This window comes from Vreelandella neptunia (genome assembly GCF_000712975.1).
Lineage (GTDB): Bacteria > Pseudomonadota > Gammaproteobacteria > Pseudomonadales > Halomonadaceae > Vreelandella > Vreelandella qaidamensis.
In genome coordinates, this window is record NZ_JHQL01000005.1 from 179,949 (window position 1) to 202,361 (window position 22,413).

General features: G+C 52.5%; 19 protein-coding genes. 12 read left to right on the forward strand and 7 right to left on the reverse strand.

What is annotated here, in order from left to right; translation table 11 throughout:
- Positions 1-39: 39 nt before the first annotated feature.
- The 7 genes from phrB to CR46_RS0115385 all read left to right on the forward strand — a co-directional run bounded on the left by phrB (position 40) and on the right by CR46_RS0115385 (position 6,749).
- The gene (gene phrB, locus CR46_RS0115355; protein ID WP_030074234.1) at positions 40-1,452 is read left to right on the forward strand and encodes a deoxyribodipyrimidine photo-lyase; all 1,413 of its coding nucleotides are present in this window, start codon (positions 40-42) and stop codon (positions 1,450-1,452) included.
- 126 nt (positions 1,453-1,578) lie between these two features.
- Positions 1,579-2,010, forward strand: a complete 432-nt coding sequence (locus CR46_RS0115360) for a nuclear transport factor 2 family protein (protein WP_030074235.1) — start codon at positions 1,579-1,581, stop codon at positions 2,008-2,010.
- A 59-nt stretch (positions 2,011-2,069) separates the two neighbouring features.
- Positions 2,070-2,855: an SDR family NAD(P)-dependent oxidoreductase gene (locus tag CR46_RS0115365; RefSeq protein WP_030074236.1), complete on the forward strand. Its 786-nt coding sequence runs from the start codon at positions 2,070-2,072 to the stop codon at positions 2,853-2,855.
- A complete protein-coding gene (locus CR46_RS0115370) occupies positions 2,852-4,204 on the forward strand; it encodes an NAD(P)/FAD-dependent oxidoreductase (RefSeq protein WP_030074237.1) in 1,353 nt (450 codons plus the stop codon). Before CR46_RS0115365 ends, CR46_RS0115370 begins: the two co-directional genes overlap by 4 nt.
- Positions 4,201-4,965 carry a DUF1365 domain-containing protein gene (locus CR46_RS0115375; protein WP_030074238.1) on the forward strand — a complete coding sequence of 255 codons (765 nt, stop codon included), beginning with the start codon at positions 4,201-4,203 and terminating at the stop codon, positions 4,963-4,965. The genes CR46_RS0115370 and CR46_RS0115375 overlap by 4 nt, the downstream gene beginning before the upstream one ends.
- Positions 4,962-6,230 carry an SAM-dependent methyltransferase gene (locus CR46_RS0115380; protein ID WP_030074239.1) on the forward strand — a complete coding sequence of 423 codons (1,269 nt, stop codon included), beginning with the start codon at positions 4,962-4,964 and terminating at the stop codon, positions 6,228-6,230. Before CR46_RS0115375 ends, CR46_RS0115380 begins: the two co-directional genes overlap by 4 nt.
- The gene (locus CR46_RS0115385) at positions 6,231-6,749 is read left to right on the forward strand and encodes a DUF2878 family protein (protein WP_030074240.1); all 519 of its coding nucleotides are present in this window, start codon (positions 6,231-6,233) and stop codon (positions 6,747-6,749) included.
- Here the strand turns inward: CR46_RS0115385 and CR46_RS0115390 are convergent.
- Positions 6,746-8,584 carry a putative bifunctional diguanylate cyclase/phosphodiesterase gene (locus CR46_RS0115390; protein ID WP_030074241.1) on the reverse strand — a complete coding sequence of 613 codons (1,839 nt, stop codon included), beginning with the start codon at positions 8,582-8,584 and terminating at the stop codon, positions 6,746-6,748. The genes CR46_RS0115385 and CR46_RS0115390 overlap by 4 nt on opposite strands.
- Before the next feature lie 358 nt (positions 8,585-8,942).
- On the opposite strand from CR46_RS0115390, the gene fabA reads away from it, so the two are divergent.
- Together fabA and fabB are read left to right on the forward strand one after the other, a co-directional pair.
- Positions 8,943-9,458 (forward strand): 3-hydroxyacyl-[acyl-carrier-protein] dehydratase FabA, encoded by a 516-nt coding sequence (gene fabA, locus CR46_RS0115395; RefSeq protein ID WP_009723939.1) that lies wholly within the window; start codon positions 8,943-8,945, stop codon positions 9,456-9,458.
- A gap of 12 nt (positions 9,459-9,470) precedes the next feature.
- The gene (fabB, locus tag CR46_RS0115400) at positions 9,471-10,688 is read left to right on the forward strand and encodes a beta-ketoacyl-ACP synthase I (RefSeq protein ID WP_030074242.1); all 1,218 of its coding nucleotides are present in this window, start codon (positions 9,471-9,473) and stop codon (positions 10,686-10,688) included.
- A 99-nt stretch (positions 10,689-10,787) separates the two neighbouring features.
- Here fabB and CR46_RS0115405 read toward each other — a convergent pair whose 3' ends face one another.
- The 4 genes from CR46_RS0115405 to CR46_RS0115420 form a co-directional block, all read right to left on the reverse strand.
- Entirely contained in the window at positions 10,788-11,522 is a 735-nt protein-coding gene (locus CR46_RS0115405) for a lysophospholipid acyltransferase family protein (protein ID WP_030074243.1), read from the reverse strand.
- Complete coding sequence (locus tag CR46_RS0115410) at positions 11,519-12,409, reverse strand: sugar nucleotide-binding protein (RefSeq protein ID WP_030074244.1); 891 nt, start codon at positions 12,407-12,409, stop codon at positions 11,519-11,521. The genes CR46_RS0115405 and CR46_RS0115410 overlap by 4 nt, the downstream gene beginning before the upstream one ends.
- 74 nt (positions 12,410-12,483) lie before the next feature.
- Complete coding sequence (locus CR46_RS0115415) at positions 12,484-13,116, reverse strand: single-stranded DNA-binding protein (protein ID WP_030074245.1); 633 nt, start codon at positions 13,114-13,116, stop codon at positions 12,484-12,486.
- A gap of 177 nt (positions 13,117-13,293) precedes the next feature.
- On the reverse strand, positions 13,294-14,673 hold the full coding sequence (locus tag CR46_RS0115420) for an MFS transporter (RefSeq protein ID WP_030074246.1): 1,380 nt from the start codon (positions 14,671-14,673) through the stop codon (positions 13,294-13,296).
- Positions 14,674-14,843: 170 nt separating this feature from the next.
- Between CR46_RS0115420 and uvrA the strand changes: the two genes are divergently transcribed.
- Positions 14,844-17,693 (forward strand): excinuclease ABC subunit UvrA, encoded by a 2,850-nt coding sequence (uvrA, locus tag CR46_RS0115425; RefSeq protein WP_030074247.1) that lies wholly within the window; start codon positions 14,844-14,846, stop codon positions 17,691-17,693.
- Between the two features lie 164 nt (positions 17,694-17,857).
- Entirely contained in the window at positions 17,858-18,595 is a 738-nt protein-coding gene (locus CR46_RS0115430) for a Crp/Fnr family transcriptional regulator (protein ID WP_030074248.1), read from the forward strand.
- A gap of 95 nt (positions 18,596-18,690) precedes the next feature.
- On the opposite strand, the gene CR46_RS0115435 is transcribed toward CR46_RS0115430, so the two are convergent.
- Both CR46_RS0115435 and CR46_RS0115440 read right to left on the reverse strand, forming a co-directional pair.
- Complete coding sequence (locus tag CR46_RS0115435) at positions 18,691-19,479, reverse strand: hypothetical protein (RefSeq protein WP_030074249.1); 789 nt, start codon at positions 19,477-19,479, stop codon at positions 18,691-18,693.
- A gap of 59 nt (positions 19,480-19,538) precedes the next feature.
- On the reverse strand, positions 19,539-21,650 hold the full coding sequence (locus tag CR46_RS0115440; RefSeq protein ID WP_030074250.1) for an adenosylcobalamin-dependent ribonucleoside-diphosphate reductase: 2,112 nt from the start codon (positions 21,648-21,650) through the stop codon (positions 19,539-19,541).
- Between the two features lie 208 nt (positions 21,651-21,858).
- Here CR46_RS0115440 and CR46_RS0115445 point away from each other — a divergent pair, with 208 nt between their 5' ends.
- Positions 21,859-22,413 carry a hypothetical protein gene (locus tag CR46_RS0115445; RefSeq protein ID WP_035536863.1) on the forward strand — a complete coding sequence of 185 codons (555 nt, stop codon included), beginning with the start codon at positions 21,859-21,861 and terminating at the stop codon, positions 22,411-22,413.

The following is a 22,413-nucleotide window of genomic DNA, read 5'->3' on the forward strand; positions in this document are numbered from 1 at the left end:
TTGAGCGCTATTGAATATCACCGCGGGTAAGGATATAGCATGAATTTGCAGCTTGTTTGGCTGCGTAGTGACTTACGCATTCACGATAACTCCGCGCTTGCCGCTGCTGCTGCCAAAGGCCCCGTGGTAGCCGTATTCCTGCGCAGCGTAGCTCAGTGGCAAGAACATGGACATGGTGCTAACAAACTCGACTTCTGGTCTCGCGGCGTAGCTGCGGTTAAAGCATCGCTGAATGGGCTGAACATTCCACTCCTACACCGCGACATCGACCATTACGATGAAGCGGCTAGCATACTAGTGGATATCGCCCGCACGTATCAGATAACCCAGCTTCATTTTAATTACGAATATGCATTGAATGAGCAGCGCCGCGATCATGCTGTGCTTGAGGCGTTTGAAAAAGAAGGGATAACCGCCCAAGGCCACCACGATGCCGTTGCTTTTGCACCTGGCAGCTTGCTAACGGGAAAAGGCGACTATTACGGCGTATTTACTCCGTTCTCAAAAGCGTGGCATAAGCAGGTGACTGCGGAACAACTAGCGCTTCGCGACACGCCGAAGGTGCAATCGCCACTAGAGATTGACAGCGACTCACTTCCCGCACTGCCTAATCTTGACGATACTGCCGTGGATGGCCGCTTATGGCCGGCTGGCGAAAATGCGGCTAGCGACAATCTTGAACGCTTTTTACGCTTTCGCGGTCGGCACTATCAGCAGCAGCGGGACTTCCCTAAGGTACGCGGCACCAGTGAACTTTCACCCTATCTGGCACTAGGCATGATCTCTCACCGCCAATGTCTCCAGGCAGTGATGAGCGAAAATGGGGGACATTTAGCTGACGGTGATGCCGGACTGACAACATGGGTCAATGAACTTATTTGGCGTGAGTTTTATCAACATGTTGCAGTAGGTTTCCCCCAAGTTTGCCGCTATCAGCCATTTCAGGAGCACACCAAGCAGCTTCGTTGGCGTGACGACGACAAAGGCTTTAATGCATGGTGTGAAGGCCGCACCGGCTATCCAATTGTGGATGCGGCCATGCGCCAACTAGTGACCACAGGCTGGATGCACAACCGCCTGCGCATGATCACCGCAATGTTTTTAAGTAAGCACCTACTGATCGACTGGCGACATGGTGAAGCATTTTTTATGCGCCACTTGGTCGATGGTGAGTTTTGCGCGAATAACGGTGGCTGGCAGTGGGCGGCATCAACGGGCACGGATGCAGCGCCTTACTTCCGGATTTTTAACCCTACTACCCAGTCAACGCGCTTTGATCCGGATGGCGAATTTATTGCCCACTGGTTGCCAACTCTTAGCGCATTGCCTGCTAAAGCGCGCCATGCGCCGCCTCAGGATATGCTAAATCCAACGGACTACCCACCGCCTATCGTTGATCATAAAGCTGCGCGCCAGCGTGCTTTGGATGCCTTTAAAGCGCTAACTAAATAGCTACTCTACTTTTTGCATCGTCTGCGCAGCAGCGATGCAAATTGACTGTCATCCCTCTCACTCTTTAAACGTTCTTTTTACCTCCTCTTTATTTTTCAAGTTGCTTAACCACCAAAGGATCGCGTAATGCCTAACGACCAAGCTTTGGCGAATTTTTGCGCCTTCTTCAATAAACTAGACAACACCTGTACAGAAAAACTATACGAGGTATATACTGAAGAAATTGTTTTCAACGATCCACTGCACCACATTGAAGGGCGAGCGGCACTCGAGCGCTATTTCGCAACGATGTATGAAAACGTCGAACGCTGCCAATTCACCTATCACATGCAGCAGCAACAGGCTAACCAAGCGTTTGTAACGTGGACAATGGAGTTTGTTCATCCACGCCTGGCCCACGGTAACCCTATCCGTGTTGCCGGGTGCAGCGCGCTAACATTTGCAGACGATGGAAGAGTATCGCGGCATCGTGACTACTTTGATGCAGGGGCGATGTTATACGAACACTTACCATTGATGGGACGCGCCATACGCTGGCTGAAACGGCGCCTTGGCTAACCCTTGACCCGTCATCAGCACGCAGGTTGCGTGCTAACAGGCCGCCACAGGAGAACACGATGAGCACATGGAAAACGCCCCAACGCATTTGGCTAACAGGGGCTACGTCAGGCATTGGCGAAGCGCTTGCCAAAAAGCTCATCGCCCAAGGTCACCACGTCGTGCTTAGCGCTCGTAACCAAGCAGCGTTAGACAGCTTGTGTGCAGGCCACTCCAATGCTTATTCGCTACCCCTTGACGTAAGCGATCGCCAAGCAGTGATTGCAGCGGGTGAGCAGATCAACACTTGGCTCGGCGCACTGGATGTTGCGCTGTTCAATGCAGGCACCTGCGAATACCTCGATGCTCAGCATTTTGACATGGAACTGATTGAGCGAGTCTTTACGCCTAATTTGTTTGGCACCCTCTATGGCGTCGAAGCGGCACTGCCGCTATTGAGAGCTGCCCGTAAAGAAGGTAAACCAGCTCGCCTTGCCGCCACCTCCAGTGCCTCTGCCTATTTGCCACTGCCTCGTGCAGAGGCTTATGGCGCTTCAAAAGCAGCTATCAGCTACTTTTTGGAATCATTACGCCTTGACCTTGATCAAGAAGGCATTGACGTTAGCTTGATTCACCCCGGCTTTGTGAAGACACCCTTAACTGATCGTAATGATTTCCCTATGCCCATGCAGGTCACCGCCGATCAGGCCGCTGATGCGATCATTGCGGGCCTCGTTAAAGGGCGACTAGATATACACTTTCCACGCCGTTTTACCTATCTCGTGAAATGTTTAGGAATTTTACCGCCTGCGCTGCGTCGTCACATAGGTCTACGCATGACAAGGCGTCAAGAGGAGCAACAATGAGCGGCATGGCGTCACAACGCATCGCAATTATTGGTAGTGGCATTAGCGGTATGGCTGCCGGGTGGTACCTATCGTCACAGCATGAAGTCACTCTGTTTGAAGCAGACGAGCGTCTTGGCGGCCACACAGCCACCATGGATGTTGAGGTTGGCGGCAACACTTACGCCATCGATACCGGTTTTATTGTTTTCAATGATTGGACCTACCCCCACTTCCAGCGCTTACTAGAAACCCTTGGTGTGCCGAGTCAGGCCACTGAAATGAGTTTTTCAGTGCACGAAACCGATGTCGACTTTGAATACAACGGTCATACATTAGGGTCACTATTTGCTCAGCGGCGTAATTTACTTAGTCCCGCATTTTATCGTCTATTGCGGGATATTTTACGTTTCAATAAACAGGCAACCGCTGATTTAGAGAGCCAGCGGTTAGCAAATGATATGACGCTAGGCGAGTATCTTGACCAAAATGGTTACGGTGATGCCTTTCAACGGCGCTATCTATTGCCCATGGGGGCGGCGATTTGGTCAGCTAGTATCGGTGATTTACGCGCCTTCCCACTGACGTTTTTTGTGCGTTTTTTCCGTAACCATGGGCTGCTATCGGTGAATCACCGCCCACAGTGGTACACCCTAATTGGCGGTTCGAAACGCTACATTCCTAGTATGACGGCGCCTTATGCAGCGCGTATTCATCTCAACACGCCTGTCACTCAGATTACACGCAGCGACACGGGCGTGATGATTACCACAGCGCAAGGCACTCAACGCTTTGATCAGGTGGTACTAGCATGCCATGCCGACCAAGCACTGGCGATGCTCGGCGACCCGACACCCGCCGAGCAAGACATCCTCGCCGCCATGCCTTATCAGGATAACGAGGTCGTACTGCATACCGACACAACGCTGCTGCCACGGCGCAAGCGCGCCTGGGCAAGCTGGAACTACCGGCTCGATGGGCGCGGCTCAGAAGAGCGTGTCTCTGTCACTTACGACATGAACATCCTGCAGCGTTTGACATCCGATACCACATTTTGCGTCACCCTCAATGATTCCGACAGCATTGATCCTGCCAAGGTGTTAGGCCGCTATACTTATGCCCATCCCCAGTTCACCCTAGCAGGTCAAGCGGCACAAGCGCGTCATAGCGAGATTTCGTCGGCCGCGCGTCGTACTCACTTCTGCGGCGCTTACTGGCGCAATGGCTTTCACGAAGATGGGGTATGGAGCGCACTGCGGGTTGCTCAAGCATTAGGGTGTGATGAAGCAGCCGCGCCACCCTCAACGCCCACGTCGCTACCGGCCCATGACCTTATGCCTGCCAACGGCGTAGGGGAGGGGCTAGGATGATTGCTGCACCTCGCTCGCGTATTTATCGCGGCACGCTACGTCATCGTCGCTTTACACCGAAAGCGCACGCGTTTAGCTACCGCATGTGGATGGTATGGCTTGACCTCGATGAGTTGCCAACACTGTTTGATAATGTGCCTTGCTTTAGCGCTCGAAGGCCCGCCCTAGCGCGTTTTAGGCGCGAGGATTATCTCGGCCCTACCGACAAGCCATTACGTACCGCAGTTCGTGAGGAGCTGATTCGTCAGCTAGGTAGTGCACCTGATGGCAAGATTTACGTACTCACCCAGTTACGTACTTTTGGCACTGTCTTCAATCCCGTTTCGATGTACTACGCCTACGACCATGTAGGCAGACTAGCGGCTGTCGTTGGTGAAGTTACCAATATGCCCTGGAAGGAACGTATTTGCTATGCCTGCCAGGTCGACACGGCTCGGCATAGCCACCATGCAAGCTTTGATAAAGCCATGCATGTTTCGCCGTTTAATCCCATGGAAATGACCTATCGCTGGAAGTTCAACTCACCCAGCGACCAGCTCTATCTTCACATGGAAAACTGGCAAAGCGGGCAACGTCATTTCGATGCCACGCTTACCCTTGAAGCAGCGCCCGCCACACGTCGCGTTTTATTAGCAACACTCGCACGGCAACCCTGGATGAGCCTTAAAACAGTCGCGGGAATTCATTTTGAAGCGTTTCGCCTTTGGCTTAAGCGCGTCCCCGTTTATAACCACCCTAAGCGCAAGGAGACTTCAAAATGACGACCCTGCGTTCTACGCCCCCCGAAATACAACCGGTTAACCAGGATCGTTTCACCCGCTGGTTAAAACCCCGCCTGCTGGCTCAGTTAGATGCCTTCCAGGGTGGTCGTATCACCTTAATTGAAGGCAATCAGTGTCATCATCTTGGTCAAGAAGGGCCGCTTCAAGTGACCGTCGTGATACGCCACTCCCGCGCATGGAAAAGGCTCGCGTTTGGCGGCACGGTTGGTGCAGCTGAATCCTATATGGATGGCGACTGGGATGCTGATGACTTAGTGGCCTTGGTGCGTTTGTTTGCGGCCAACCTGGATCATGTAAACGGTAACATGGAAAATGGGAGTGCTCGCTTTACCCGCTGGCTGCTTGGCGCTGCCTATCGTTTCCAACGTAATAGTCTTTCCGGGTCAAAGCGTAATATCTCTGCACATTACGATATTGGAAATGACTTATTTGCCACGTTTCTTGATCAACGTCACTGGATGTACTCAAGCGCTGTTTTCCCCTACCCAGAAGCCAGCCTAGAAGAAGCGTCGACCTACAAACTCGACATCATGCTCGAAAAGCTAGATGTACGCCCAGAACACCGTTTGCTAGAAATTGGTACAGGCTGGGGTGGTCTTGCAATACACGCCGCTAAAACCCGTGGCTGCCATGTTACTACCACCACCATTTCTGAAGAGCAGTACGCCCATACCGCCCGCCGTATCCAAGAAGAGGGACTCGACGATAAAATCACCCTGCTAAAGCAAGATTATCGTGAGTTGACGGGACGCTACGATCGACTGATTTCTGTTGAGATGATTGAAGCCGTCGGCCATCAGTATTTAAACACCTACCTTGCAAAAGTCGACAGCCTACTGACGGATGATGGTCAAGCTATGCTGCAAGCCATCACTATCCGAGACCAGCGGTTTGAAGAAGCTAAACGGGATATGGACTTTATTAAGCGCTATATTTTTCCCGGCGGTTTTTTGCCCTCCCATCACGCTATGCTAACCAGCGTGATGCGCAAAACCTCACTGAACGTGGTAGCGCTCGATGAAATCGGCCAGCACTATGCCCGTACATTACGTGAATGGCGGCACCGCTTTGAAGCAAGCTTGGAGCAAGTCCGCCAGCAAGGCTACGACGAGCGTTTCATCCGCATGTGGCGCTACTACCTGTGTTATTGCGAGGGAGGTTTTATTGAGCGCTCTATTGGCACGTGCCACTTGTTGCTGGCGAAACCAGCCGCCAAACCTGAACCGCTAACAGGCGCGCTATAAATGGCTAGCCCACGCTGGCAAGGTTTGCTGTTCAACGCACTGCGCTTTGAAGCGGGCTGGCTACTGTGCGTATTAGGAGGGTCATGGATAGCGGCCATTACCGGGAGCATACTGCTCGGCTGGCATTTTTGGCGCTGTGCCAAACCCGGCGAATGGCGCTTCATTGGTGTATTTGCACTACTTGGGTTGGCGCTAGACGGCGGCCTACATGTCGCGGGAGGATTCGACTTCGGTGAACAACCCCTGGTGGCAGGATTGTTGCCACTATGGCTTTGGATGCTGTGGCCTCTGTTTGCAACGCTGGTATTTCACTCACTTGCCTGGCTGTGGCAATACCCACGCATTGCGGCGCTTTGTGGGGCGGTCAGCGGGCCATTATCGTATGTTGGTGGCGCTGCACTCACCGGCGTTAGCTTGGCCCCCTGGCTATTGCCAGCACAAGCCCTTATTTGGGCAGTGCTCTGTTTTGGCATTAGCCGTTATGCCAATCAAAAAACCACTGTTTTTAACACTCGCTAAGAGGCTTCTTCAGTCAACGTCTGCGGCACCCAACGCTGTTCAAGCTCGGCAGCAGGTAGCGGCCTCGCAAAATAGAAACCTTGTACCAAAGTGCAACCAGCGTTAATAAGAAACTGACACTGCGCTTGGGTTTCGACACCTTCTGCTACCACCTCTAGCCCCATGCCCTCTGCCATCGCCAAGACAGCCGTGACAATAGCAGCGTCGGCTTGATCGTTAGGCAACTCACGGATAAAGGCGCGATCCAGCTTAATCTTATCCACCGGCAGTCGCTTCAAGTAACCAAGCGATGAGTAACCTGTTCCAAAATCATCAATAGCAATGGCATAGCCTTGATCACGTAGCGCCTGCAAACGAGGCCCCATATCGCCTGCACGCTCATCTAATAAAACAGATTCAGTTAACTCTAAGCCAATTTGGGATGGCTTTAACTGGTATCGCTCTAAACAGCTAGATAGCTGGGTTTCGAGATCTCCCTGAAAAAGTTGCAGCGCGGAAATATTAATCCACACCGTCACGTTTGGCATTCCGCTGTGCTGCCAATGCGCTTGCTGAGCACACGCTTTTTCAATCACCCAGCTACCCAGCTCAGGCATAAGCCCATGCCGCTCTGCTAGTGGAATAAAATCTCCTGGTGAAATCATCCCATCCTGAGGGTGGCGCCAGCGCAGTAATGCTTCCATGCCTACTAAATCGCCAGTTCCTGGATGATGCTGTGTCTGATAGTGCAGCTCTAGTTGATCGCCTGATATCAGCGCTGCCCGCAAATCGCTCACCAGCGCGAGCTGGGGATTATCTTGTTTATCTAACGCGGGGCGAAACCGCTGGCTATGGTTACGCCCCAGGCGCTTAGCACTATATAAGGCAGACTCTAGCCGCTGAAACAGCACGCCTGAGTCCCGCCCATCTTCTGGAGCACGGCAGCTGCCAATAGTTAATCCTAAGCGCAAAGATTGTTCATTGATTTCAAACGGGCGACTCATATGCTCGCGAAGCATGGCTACCCACTTATCGTGATCATCGAAGGTAGTCGTACGAATCACCATAAACTCATCGCCACCGAGCCTACCTACGACGCTGCCTGCCATATAGCTGGTTAACCGCTGAGCAAAGCGCGCGAGCAGACGATCCCCCTGCTCTACACCTAAGCTATCGTTAACAGACTTGAGTCCATCAATATCAATCAGCGCCGTATCTAAACTTTCACCTGCACGCAAATGGCGCAGCCGAGAAGCCATCAGGTCGTGCAACCGCCGACGGTTTGGCAGACCCGTTAAAGGGTCTTCATAACCGATACGGCGCAAATCACGCTCACGGGTTTTCTGGGCAGAGATATCGGTAAATAAACTAATAAAATGAGTGATGTTGCCACGCTTGTCGGTAACAGCACGGACTTTTAGCCACTCAGGGTATTCATCGCCATGTTTGCGACGATTCCACATCTCGCCTTCCCAACGGCCTGTCGCCTTTAACGTGCTCCAAAATGTTTGATAAAACGCTTTATCATGACGCGCAGCGGCCAACGTTTCGAGCTTACGGCCAATCATTTCCTGGCTTTCATAACCGGTAATTTGGGTAAAAGCAGGATTGACCGTTAATACACGGTTATGTACATCGCTGATCACAATGGCATCACCTGCCAAGCCTATCGCATCTTGCGAAAGACGCAGTCGCAACTGCTGCTGTCGCAGCTGCCTCCAAACATCCCACAAACCACAGGCAACCATACTGGCTGACACCATACGGAGTGCCGTATCAGGTATCCACACACAGGCGGGTAATGCCATTAATGCCATCCAAACCAATGGACGGTTAAGAGAAACAGACAGCCACATGGCGATTAACGATGTCCTGTAAATAAGTTTAACGAGGCATGAAACGTTACTGGCATGCCATCATGCCGCTTAGCAAAAAACTTGGACACATAATATTACGTTTATAAGGCGTTTGTTGTACGAATTCGTAACTTATGGAATAACAGCGGCCATAGAAGGTTATCGGCACATCATAAAAAAGCTGTAGATAACACGATAAATAACCGACAACGTGCATTCAGTGGTTTCGGGAAGTAGACTAGGGTTGGCCTTGTGGACCGTGCCTCGGCGCTCGACTCCTGTGCTATGCTCCGATGCTATGCCTCGGCTCTTGGTGCCGCACGCGGCCAACAACCATTTTGATACTCGGAACGATTCAGTGACCAAGCAACATTCCTTTGATCGCGAAGAACTGCTGGCCTGCTCGCGCGGCGAGCTATTTGGCCCTGGCAACGCCCAGCTTCCAGCTCCCAACATGCTGATGCTTGACCGCATCATGCACATTCACGAAGAAGGTGGTGAGCATGGTAAAGGCGAGTTAATCGCTGAACTGGACATCACCCCGGACCTGTGGTTTTTTGATTGCCACTTCCCAGGTGACCCAGTCATGCCCGGCTGTTTAGGGCTAGATGCCATGTGGCAGCTGGTAGGCTTCTACCTTGGCTGGCTTGGCCATCCAGGCCGTGGGCGTGCACTTGGCTGTGGTGACGTTAAATTCAGCGGCCAAATTTTGCCCGACGCGAAAAAAGTGACGTATCACATTAATGTGAAACGCATTATTACCCGTCGGCTTATCCTAGGCATCGCCGACGGCACCGTGTCCGTCGACGGACGCGATATATACCAGGCTAATGACCTGCGCGTTGGCCTATTCACCTCCACTGCGAATTTCTAACAGGAGGCTTCCATGCGACGAGTGGTAGTCACCGGCCTTGGCATCGTGTCGTGCTTAGGCAACGACCAGCAACAGGTCTTGGACGCGCTTAAAAACGGGCGCAGCGGTATTCGTTTTAAGGAAGAGTATGCTGAACGCGGCTTTCGTAGCCATGTCGCGGGTAGCGTCGATATCGACCTTGATACACTCATTGACCGTAAGCTGCGCCGCTTTATGGGTGACGCAGCTGCCTATGCGTATGTGTCGATGGCACAAGCAATTGAAGACGCAGGGCTTTCTGAGGAGCAGGTATCCAACGAACGTACTGGGCTTATTGCCGGCTCTGGCGGGGCATCTAGCGCCAATCAGGTAGAAGCAGCGGATGTCATGCGCGAGAAAGGCCTGCGCCGTGTGGGGCCTTACCGGGTTACCCGCACCATGGGCAGCACCGTATCGGCATGCTTGGCTACGCCTTTCAAAATCAAAGGCGTCAATTACTCTATCTCCTCGGCCTGTGCGACATCAGCCCACTGTATTGGCAGCGCTATGGAGCAGATTCAGCTGGGCAAACAGGATGTCGTGTTTGCTGGTGGTGGTGAAGAAGAGCATTGGACCCTTTCGTGCTTGTTCGATGCCATGGGCGCCCTATCGACCCATTACAACGATACGCCGGAAAAAGCCTCTCGCCCTTATGATCAAGCGCGTGATGGATTTGTCATCGCTGGTGGTGGCGGCATGTTAGTACTTGAAGAGCTCGAACATGCAAAAGCCCGTGGTGCCAAAATATATGGCGAACTGGTTGGTTACGGCGCTACTTCCGATGGCCACGACATGGTTGCTCCTTCTGGTGAAGGTGCAACACGCTGCATGCGTCAGGCGATGGCAACGGTTCAGGGCGATATTGATTACATCAACACCCACGGTACATCCACACCAGTGGGCGATGTTGCAGAGCTAAAGGCAATCCGTGAGGTGTTTGGCAATACCACACCCGCTATGAGTTCAACCAAGTCGCTCACTGGCCACTCATTAGGCGCAACCGGTGTTCAAGAAGCGATTTATTCGCTGCTAATGATGCAAAATGACTTCGTCGCTGCCTCAGCTAACATCGAGCACCTTGATGAACAGGCGGATGGCTTCGATATTGTTAAGGAGCGACGTGATGGCGTTACTATCGATCGCGTACTCTCTAACAGCTTTGGCTTCGGCGGTACGAATGCTTGCTTGGTCTTTCAGCGCTTTAACGCCTGATTGCCAGTAATGCGATGCCCTTGCGATGCAAACATAAAAACGGCGCCTTTTCGGCGCCGTTTTTATGTTAAGCATGAGGTTATTTAGCGCAAAAATGGCTTAACGAGAGATCGGCCGAGGCACTTCTGAAATCTCTTGCAGCTGGCCTTCAATCCAGGCTTCAACATCGACTAACACTTCGTCTGGCGTACGGCCTGCGGTCTCTATAGGTGCTCCGATACGCACTCTCAGAACGCCAGGACGCTTTACCCAATGACGGCCAGGCCAGCGCTCACCAGCATTATGTGCCACTGGCAGCACCGGCACGCCTGCTCGGCAGGCCACTACGCTACCACTCTTGTTGTAGCGCTTTCGGACCCCTGGATCGACCCGCGTTCCCTCTGGAAAAATAAGCACCGATAGCCCTGTCCCCAGTCGCGCGACACCTTGCGTTAGTACCTGTTTCATCGCGCGGGCAGGTTTCGAGCGATCTAGACTAATTGGCCGCAATAGGCGTAACCCCCAGCCAAAAATGGGTAGACGCAGGAGCTCTTGCTTTAACACCGTACAAACGGGTGGTTTCATAACCTGCAGAAACACCGTTTCCCACTCACACTGATGATTCGCTTGAATCACACAAGGGCCAGAAGGAATATTCTCGCGCCCCTGAATGTCATAACGAACACCGCAAGCCACTTTAAACCACATCATCAAAAAATGGTTATAGAGGTTCAATAAGCGATAACGGGCAGCCAACGGCAAAAACGGCGCAATTGGCAAAAAAAGGATGCCAATCAACAGCATGGCAGAAAAATATCCCGCGTAAAAAACCAAGCTGCGTACCAAATTGATCAAGCCAGCTCTCCTGTTTCGTCACCTTGCTGTTGATCACGCGTTAAGCACCAAGCGTCTAGCATGCGTCCTACCTCAAGCCGCCACGGTTTTTGATGTACGCCAAACACATCAAGTACACGTCGACAATTTAATACCCGGCGCAGCTTGGCATCATGGTGATGGTTGAGTGCCTGTACATCGCCAAGCGTCACACTCTCGCCACGCCCTTCCAAATGGGTTGCTAGTTGAGTACGCACCATTGAGGTAAACGTAAATGCACTCACCGGCTCGGTGCCCGCCAAGTGGTAAGCCCCCCAGGCATCTGCTCCGCAAACTTGCTGCTGCAACATACCGATTAATGCCATGGCAACGGCGTCAGCGGACGTTGGGCAAAAAATGACGTCCTCCGCTGCACGAGCGGGTTGTCCTATCATCAAGCTATCGATTATTTCATTTAGCCACGCATGGCTGCCTTCCAGTGCAAACAAGGGGCCTAAACGAACAATTAAATGTCGATGATACTCAGCACGTATCCGGTCGCCTGCTTGCACTAAGCGGCGCAGACTTTCATCTCGAGGAGCAGGCACGACATGCTCATCGATAGGTATTTCAAACCCGTCTTCATAAAGCTGGTCGGAAACACACCATACCAAGGCAATTCCTTGAGCCTGACAAGCATCCATACAGGCATCTACAGCATCAGCGTGAGCTGTCACATCGGCAGGTGCCATACTAAGCGGATGTGCCAACGGCGGAATAACGACCGCGTCAGGTGCTATCGCCTGGAGTTGAGTGGATGTAATTGTGTTGCCTTGCTCAATAACAAGCTCAGTGTCTGTTCGACGACTGGCTTCTCGGGCTAATGCCAAACTCAAACAGTGCCCTGCATCTAGTATCAGCAGCTTCAAGACAGCCCTCCCCCCTCATCGAACCCTAGGACGAGGCGTACCCAGGGTTATGAAAAACTAGTCAGACTAGGCGATCAGAAGGGAATTTCATCGTCAAAATCATCAAAGTTGCCAGGATCAGGGGCACCATAATTGCTGTTTTGGTTAGCAGGGGCTGGCTGATTTTGCTGCGGCCCGCGTGCAGGCTGCTGAGCAGCTCCACCATAGTTACCTTGGGGTGCACCGCCTTGGGGAGGATAACCACCCTGCTGAGGCATACCGCCACCTTGCTGGTTCTGAGGAGCCGGGTGCTGCTGAGCAGGAGCACCTTGCCCAGGGTTATTTTGCGCGTACCCCCCCTGAGGAGCGCCGCCACCCTGGAAATCACCGCCACGGCTATCGAGCATTTGCATATCGTTAGCTACGATTTCCGTACTGTAGCGATCCTGGCCATTTTGGTCTTGCCATTTTCGGGTTTGCAGGCGACCTTCAATGTACACCTTAGAACCCTTTTTCAAGTACTGCTGGGCAATCTCAGCAGTTTTATTGAACAACACAATGCGGTGCCATTCGGTACGCTCTTGACGCTGGCCACTCTGGCGATCCATCCAAGTATCAGAGGTTGCCAAATTCAAGTTTGCCACCGCCGTTCCCGAAGGTGTAAACCGTACCTCAGGGTCTTGGCCCAAGTTACCAATCAAAATCACTTTGTTAATACCGCGCGCCATAGCTCGCTCCTTTCAATAATCGGTCATCTATCACTATCAGTGCTGTCAAGGGTATCACTGATACGGCTGCTAGGCCTCGATGCCATACAGCAAATGTGTATAAAAGCGTCGGTAGCTACCCAAAGCCTAGGTGCTTAAACGTTTGCGGTAGCGAAGAATAAAAACACCCTACACGGGTTACGTTTTAGGTGGTGATAACAACCTCGTCAGCGCTGCCTGATCAAGCTCTTGGCGATTCACTTTTAGGTACATCAAGCGCTCTTCCGGCACCACCATCACGTCTTCTACACCAACGACATCCGCCAGATGTTCCATCAACAGATTTAATGCATCAGGCTGAGTATCATGCAATGCAACGACTTCGCTAGAGAGAGGCGGTGGCGACGGCATACGTAACATTGCCAGCCACCACAGCAGCGCTAGCCCTGCACAGCCGAAAAACACTGCATCGAGTCCCCAAAGATTCGACAACAAGCCCCCCAGCGTGCCTCCTAAAAAGGCGCCTAAAAACTGGCTGGTAGAGTAAACCCCCATCGCCGTGCCTTTGGCTCCCGCGGGTGCCAGCTTACTGAGCATTGATGGCAGCGTGGCTTCGAGCAAGTTAAATCCTGTAAAAAAAACAAATAGCCATGCAAACAGCCAGCTCTCTTGGGAGAATGGCAGGCCAAGGCTGCCCAAACTAATCACGATAGCGCTGATGGCCAGCAAGCACATTACTTTCATGCGTCGGCGTTTCTCTGCCACGATCACCAGCGGCACCATAGCAATAAACGACAGCGCCATAATCGCCAGGTAAGCCAGTCCGTGATACTCGATGGCGACCCCTGCATTTAACAGCCGAAACGGCACCGCCACAAAAATCGCCATTAACACCAGATGCAGCGAAAAAATCGACAGATCTAGCCGCCATAAATCTGGGCGTGTAATAACGCTTTTAAACTGCTGGCGATCCATCCCCACATCGCGGTGGCGCAAACGGCGAGGTGCGGGAGGCACCCACCGCCACAGCACCACTAAGCCGACGAGCGTTAACAGAGCCGTAAACCAAAAAACCCCCGCCAGGCCCGCCCACGCCGCCAGCCACGGCCCAAGAACCATAGCAACAGCAAATGACACGCCAATGGAGAGCCCAATCGTGGCCATCGCCGCCGTACGCACCTGCTCGCGAGTTTGGTCTGCCAGTAGTGCCATAATTGCTGCGGCAACGGCGCCACAGCCCTGTAGCGCACGACCCACAATAACCCCGCCTATGGAGTCTGCCATGGCAGCGACCACGCTGCCTGCGGCGAAAATCAGTAAGCCCATGGCAATGACGCGCTTACGACCAATACGATCTGAAAGCAGACCAAAGGGTATCTGTAACATTGCCTGGGTTAACCCATAGATACCCAGTGCGACCCCTATTAACAGAGGGGTCGTGCCACTTAAGGTGTCGGCATAAAGCGCCAACACCGGCAACACCATAAACAACCCCAGCATACGAGACGCATAGAGCCCGGCTAAGCCGCTGATTGCACGGCGTTCAGTGGCCAGCAGCAGTGCGGAAACCTTGCGCATAATACCCTTGTGCTCAATAAAGAGGCCGAACAGCCCGAGATAACCGTCCATTCTAACGCTTTGTATCAACGCTGGAAACGCTAAGCGCAGCCGCCTATCGATATGGAGTTTTGCCGGGAAGGGTACTGCAAACGTATAATTGTACTTTTGCCACGCGATTCGAGGTGTTGATGGACAGCATTCTGGTCAGGGGTGCACGCACCCACAACCTCAAGCAGATCGATGTGGAGCTGCCCCGCGACAAACTTATCGTGATAACTGGCCTTTCCGGCTCGGGTAAGTCGTCGTTGGCGTTCGATACGCTCTACGCTGAGGGGCAACGACGCTATGTGGAGTCGCTTTCCACCTATGCGCGTCAGTTCCTTTCGATGATGGAGAAGCCCGATGTGGATCACATCGAAGGGCTTTCGCCTGCGATCTCTATTGAGCAGAAATCCACTTCCCACAACCCCCGCTCTACCGTCGGCACAATTACCGAGATTTACGACTACCTGCGCCTACTGTTTGCCAGAGCAGGAACACCTCGTTGCCCAGAGCACGGCGAAGAACTGGAAGCGCAAACCATTTCCCAGATGGTCGACCAGGTCATGAACCTGGCCGAAGGCACCAAATTAATGCTTTTGGCGCCGGTGGTGAGAGGTCGTAAAGGTGAGCATCTACAGCTACTGGCAGAACTGCGGGCTCAAGGCTTCGTCAGGGTTCAGATTGATGGACAGGTGCTAGAACTTGACGATATTGCCCCGCTCGATAAGCGCAAAAAACATGATATCAGCGTCGTGGTTGACCGCTTTAAAGTGCGCGATGATATTGCCCAGCGCCTAGCAGAATCGTTTGAAACTGCCATCAACCTCGCTGACGGCACGGCAATGATCCACTTTATGGATGGCGAGCAGGAAGACCTCGCCTTCTCAGCACGTTTTGCCTGCCCAGTGTGCGGCTATTCGCTTTCTGAGCTTGAACCGCGGATGTTTTCGTTCAACAACCCCGCTGGAGCCTGCCCTACCTGTGACGGCTTAGGTGTTCAGCAATATTTTGATCCTGATAAGTTGATCAGCCATCCCGAACTATCGCTAGCAGAAGGTGTGATTAAAGGCTGGGATCGGCGCAACATTTATTACTTTACCCAACTGCAAGCGCTCGCCAAACATTACCAGTTTGAGCTTGAAACGCCGTGGCTCGAGCTTGCCAGTCATGAGCGTGAAATTATTTTAAACGGCAGTGGCAGCGAACAGATTCCCTTTGTGTATGTGGGTGACCGGGGTCGAAAAGTGACGCGCGAGCACGCTTTTGAGGGTGTGCTTCCCAACATGCAACGTCGCTACCGGGAAACCGAATCCAACATGGTGCGTGACGATCTGGCTAAGTACATCGCCGTGCAGCCCTGCGCCACCTGTGGTGGCTCGCGGCTGCGCAAAGAGTCACGCCATGTATTTGTCGATGATCATAACATTGCCGATATAGTGCATTTACCGATTGGCGAAGCGTGGCGCTACTTTGCCGAGCTTTCCCTACCGGGCCGCAAAGGCGAAATTGCCGATAAAATCGTTAACGAAATCCATGCCCGTCTAGAGTTTTTGGTTAATGTAGGGCTCGACTACCTGAACCTGGAGCGCAGTGCTGACACGCTTTCGGGGGGCGAAGCCCAGCGTATCCGTCTCGCCAGTCAAATTGGCGCGGGGCTAGTAGGCGTCATGTACATTCTTGACGAGCCCTCTATTGGTCTTCACCAGCGGGATAACGATCGCTTATTGAAAACCTTGGAGCGCCTGCGGGATTTAGGCAATACGGTGATTGTCGTCGAGCATGATGAAGATGCGATCCGCGCGGCTGACCATGTCCTGGATATTGGCCCAGGAGCCGGTGTCCATGGTGGTGAAATCGTTGCCCAGGGTACGCCTCAAGATGTGATGGACAATCCCAACTCACTGACGGGCCAGTACTTATCGGGAACACGGGAAATTGCCATTCCCCCCTATCGCATTCCTGGTAATCCTGAAAAACAGTTAGTGGTACGCGGCGCGACCGGCAATAACTTGCAAGACGTCACCCTTAGCCTTCCGCTCGGACTATTTATCGCCATCACCGGCGTGTCAGGCTCGGGTAAATCAACGTTAATTAACGGCACCCTAATGCCCATCGCCGCCCGTGAGCTAAACCGTGCGACCACGCTCACCCCCGCGCCTTATCAAAAAATCGAAGGGCTGGACCAGCTTGATAAAGTGATCGATATCGATCAAAGCCCTATCGGCCGCACGCCGCGTTCAAACCCAGCCACTTACACTGGTATCTTCACGCCGATTCGAGAATTATTTGCTGGCACCCAGGAAGCGCGTTCCCGGGGCTATAAGCCAGGCCGGTTCAGCTTTAACGTTAAAGGCGGCCGCTGCGAAGCATGCCAGGGCGAAGGCATGATCAAGGTAGAGATGCACTTCCTACCGGATATTTATGTGCCCTGCGATGTGTGTAAAGGCAAGCGCTATAACCGCGAAACGCTGGATATCCACTACAAAGGCAAAACGATTCACGAAGTGCTGGCCATGACGGTAGAGGACGCCCTGGAATTCTTCAGCCCAGTGCCTGCTATTGCTCGTCGGTTGCAGACGTTGTTGGATGTGGGCCTCTCCTATATCCGCCTAGGGCAAAGTGCCACCACCCTTTCTGGTGGTGAAGCGCAGCGTGTCAAACTGGCCCGTGAGTTAGCCAAACGTGATACGGGTAAAACGCTTTATATTCTAGATGAGCCCACCACCGGGCTGCATTTTGAGGATATCCGCCAGCTTCTCACGGTACTCCACCGCCTGCGTGACCACGGCAACACCATTGTGGTCATTGAGCACAACCTGGATGTGATCAAAACAGCGGACTGGATTATTGATCTAGGCCCAGAAGGTGGCTCTGGCGGTGGGCAAATTATTGCCGAAGGAACGCCAGAACAGATTGCCAAACAGGACGTATCGCACACAGGTCGCTTCCTTGCCCCACTGCTCAAACGCGGCAATCGTGCCAAAAAGACATCCTAACACCGCTCCCAGGGCAAGCACGCCTTACCTGGGAACATAAAAACTAGCGAACCCTAACAACAGAGAAAACCAGCGTTACGAAAAGAGCAAGCAACATTGGCTGTCTCTGTTTATATTTACTAGCAAAGCAGCCTTCGTTGCTAACCTTTTAGGAGAAGGAAGCTGTGGATCAGGATAAAAGCTGCATTATTAAGCACTTCAGTCACTATTGCTCGCTAACCGAAGAAGAAAAAGCGCTGTTGAACGAATTGGAAGAGAGCCCTACCGATATAAAAGCGGGGGCGCTGCTATGGGAAGTGGACTCACCCGCGAATGAGTTCTGCACCCTGCGCAGTGGCTGGGCTTATTCTTATCGCCACCTGGAAAACGGCGACCGTCAAATTCTGGAAGTATTTCTACCTGGCGATATCATCGGATTGCGAGAGTTTGCGTTTTCTAAGCGACTGGAAAACGTCCGCATGATTACCGATGGCGTAGTCTGCCACTTTCCCCATAAGCGCATGCTAGACCTGTTTAGGCAGTCACTGACACTCACGTCGGTGATGTTTGCCATTGGCAGTCGCCAGCAGGCCCTGCTAACCGAGCGATTGGTTAACTTAGCAAGACGTAGCGCTAGACAGAAAATGGCCCACTTCCTTCATGAAATGTACCTACGCTTACGCCAAACCAATAAGGACATTGGCGGTCAGTTCCGCCTACCACTCTCCCAAGAACAGTTAGCCGATATTCTAGGTTTAAGCCCTGTTCATGTGAGCCGAACGTTCAGTGCATTAAGTGAAGATGGCTTGGTATACCGTGACCGCCATCACGTCACAATTCCCGACTTAAAAGCGTTAGCTGCCGAAGGTGAATTCGATGACTGCTACCTGACGGATAATGTCAGACCGCTACTTAGTGCCTAAATCAAACGCCGTGCTCCCTCATCTAAACGAACTCCGCCGCATGACCTGAAAAGCCACGCGGCGGTTTTGTTAATGTTCGACTTAGTGAGCCTAGCTTAGCCGCATTTAGACCAGCCACAACCGGCATAACAGGTTGGACAGCCATCCATCATAATGAGGTCACCACGACACTCAGGGCAGGTACCCACGGTAGCTGGGCCACTGCCTTCAGGCTTTTTTGCGGTGTTCTCTGTCTCAGTGGCACCGCCAATCGGTTCAACCGCACCAACGTGGCTTTCTGGTTCATCTACCGGCGGTTGCCAAGCATGGCCATGCTGCAAACGGTGCGCATAGCGCGCTACCAGTGTCTCTACCGGCACTTGATTGCCATCTTGGTCCAAGAAACCGCGCCGATAGAGAATTTGCTGGATCGACCAGGCAATTGCCGCTACTTCTGAATCGTGGAACATGGGCTTGTTCCAGCGGTTCATTCCACAGCGCACCAACCCTTTATCCCACGCAACTTTGCGCAGATCAGCCACCGCCTGGGTGACGTACCCCCCACGCGCCGCCAGGGAAAGACTACGCATGGTCGCCGTAATCCACTGGTGCTCACTGGAAAGCTGCCCTGATGGGAAAAAGAACTCAACCGGACGCTCAATCACCACCCGTCGGCCACCCACCACGCCTTCTACCGGCATAAACGAGACTAGCAGATAAACTTTTTTACGCCCTTCTGCACCTACATAAGAGATCTTTTCAGATACTGCTTCGAGCGTTCCTTCTGGGCGCGAGGGTATCCTTACCGTCAGCGGATCTTCTTCCGGAAGTTCAGGGGCAGGGGCTGCCTGCTCCTGCTGCTTAATACGGTAACCAACTATTTTTGAAGTAATTTCTACAGCCATGATGTTCTCCACTTAGCAAAAGGTATTGGGCAATGTTCTTAACAAAGCGCATCCCATCGTTACCATTTGCCGTAGGTGCCCTCTTTTAAGGCATCAAACAGGTTCGCGGCGTTATGCTCTTCACCGTCGTAGACCACTGTTTCATCGCCGGCTAGCTCTATAGTTTCGCCATTTTCCAGCTCAAACACATAGGTAGTGTTTTTCAAGTCATCTTCACGCACCAGCACGCCCTGGAACGCTTCTGGATTAAAGCGGAAGGTGGTGCAGCCTTTCAGGCGACTCTCATAAGCCTGTAGGTAGAGATCCTGGAATTTCTCGAACGGGAACTCCGTCGGCACGTTGACTGTTTTGGAGATGGCAGAATCAATCCACTGCTGTGCCGCCGCCTGGACAGCCACGTGCTGCTCAGGGGTCACTGAATCAGCGGTAATAAAGTAGTCGGGCAAGTCGCTTTCCACTGCATCGGCGGCAATAAAGTGGCGATAAGCAGCTAGTTCGAACGAAACAACCTCGACCTGCTCTTTGGTTTTCTTTCCCGATTGAATGATATTGCGGAAATAACGGTGTGAGAACGAGGGTTCAATGCCGTTAGAGGCATTATTCCCCATCGACAGCGAAATGGTACCAGTGGGCGCAATAGAGCTGTGGTGAGTAAAGCGCGCGCCATGTTCCGCCAGCTGCGCAACTAACTCAGGCGCTAGCTCGGCAACTTTAGCCATGTACTGGCTATAGCGAGCATGCAGGATACGTCCTGGGACTTTATCGCCCACTTCATAGCCATCAGCCGCTAGCTGAGGGCGCTCACGCATCATCTTCGGTGTAATCGTGTGCTCTTGCTCAAGCACCGGAGCCATGCCTTTTTCTTTAGAGAGTTCAAACGCTTGCTTCCAGCCTTCCAGCGCAAGATGACGGCTTACTTCTTCGGTAAAGGCCAGTGATGCTTGAGAGCCATAGGGAATTTTGAGCATGGTCATCGTCGAACCCAGTCCCAAAAAGCCCATACCGTGGCGGCGTTTGGCTTCAATTTCGCGCTGCTGCTGCGGCAGTGGCAGGCCAGCGATTTCTACCACGTTATCGAGCATGCGGGTAAAAATAGCGACCACTTCACGGTAGCGTTCCCAGTCAAAGCGCGGCTTGTCGCTAAACGGCTCAATCACAAATTTGGTCAGGTTAACCGAACCCAGCAGACAAGCCCCTTCTGGCGGCAGCGGTTGCTCGCCACACGGGTTGGTCGCGCGAATATCTTCGCAGAACCAGTTATTGTTCATGCGATTGACCTGATCAATCAAAATAAACCCAGGTTCGGCGTAGTCATATGTCGAGGACATAATGGTGTCCCACAGCTCACGGGCCTTAATGACCTCAACCACACGGCAAGCCACGCGACCTTCATCATCTACCGTATAGCCTTCTTCTATAACGGGCCAATCGCGGTAAATCAGATCACCAGCTTTTACATCGTCTTTTTCGCCCGGGTGTAATGGAAACGCTAGCGGCCAGTCGGCATTATGCTTCACCGCTTCCATAAATTCGTCGGTAATCAATAGACTTAGGTTGAACTGACGCAAACGACCAGCTTCCCGCTTCGCTTGAATAAACTCACGAACATCAGGATGACCAACGTCAAAAGTGCCCATCTGAGCACCCCGCCGGCCTCCGGCCGATGCCACGGTGAAGCACATCTTGTCGTAGATATCCATAAACGCTAGCGGCCCGTTAGTACCGGCACCCGCGCCAAACACAAACGCCCCTTTATGGCGCAGGGTCGAAAAGTCGTAGCCAATACCAGCACCCGACTTTAGCGTCATGCCTGCATCAACGACCGAGTCGAGGATATCGCGCATAGAATCACGAATAGTGCGTGAGACTGTACAGTTAATTAGACTAACGGCAGGTTTGTAGGCTTCAGCACCGGCGTTGGAAAGAATACGCCCAGCGGGAATGGCACCATTTTCTAATGCCCAACGAAATTTTGGCAGCCATTCATTGGCCTTGTCTCCTTCAACCGCCGCAAGCGCTCGCGCGACCCGTTCAAAGGTGGCATCCACATCCTGGTCAACAGGCTGGCTATGGCGATCTTTTAATCGATATTTAGCGTCCCAGATATCTTTTGAGGGAACCTGTAGCGGGACGTCATTCGAGGTTTTCATAGCCTTTGTTGCGGTGCTCATCTTGCGAAACTCCTTCACGACGGGGTGAATATAGCGCTCAAAACGCTGCGATTATACGGCCTGTGGCTATGAAGTATAGACATGACTTCACACTATATGCGGCACTCTTATTGTTAACGACTACTACATATAGGAAAATCAGCGCGTTACCTTTTGCTTATCTTCAACAAACGATAGGCTAATATTTTTCTTGTGCGATGCCACCCTTATGCCTACTTTAAAGCCTTTTGCGTTAGCGGCCTTTAGCGCCACCTTGCTCAGTACCGCCGTGTCTGGTGTTGCGGCCACGTTTAATAGTGACGCGATACAGCCCCATGGTCACTGGCAATCAATGATGCTCTCATTAGGAGATGAACGGCATTTTCGCGCCGTGGAAACCCATAGTTATTCGGATGCCACGCTAAGCCTTAACGCAACCCAGGGGGTATGCGACTTACCGTGGTTGGAAATGCGCGTTACCTTGGATAAGCAGCAGGGCGAAAGCCGCGCGGTAAACTTAGTGCCCACCAGAATCCGGGTAGATGACACGCCGATCATAGACACCATGGCGGAATTTATTACCGAGCGTGGGGATGATGGGTTTTATGCACACTTCTACCTGAACGACTTACCCACACTGATGGCGCAAATGAGCCAAGGCGAGCAGCTGTTTCTCGGCTTTGACCAACAAGATAGAGATCCGTGGTATATGACCTTTAACCTTGATGGTGCAGATGAGGCCATCGACAGAATGCAGCACTTATGCAGCTCTGCTGATAATTAA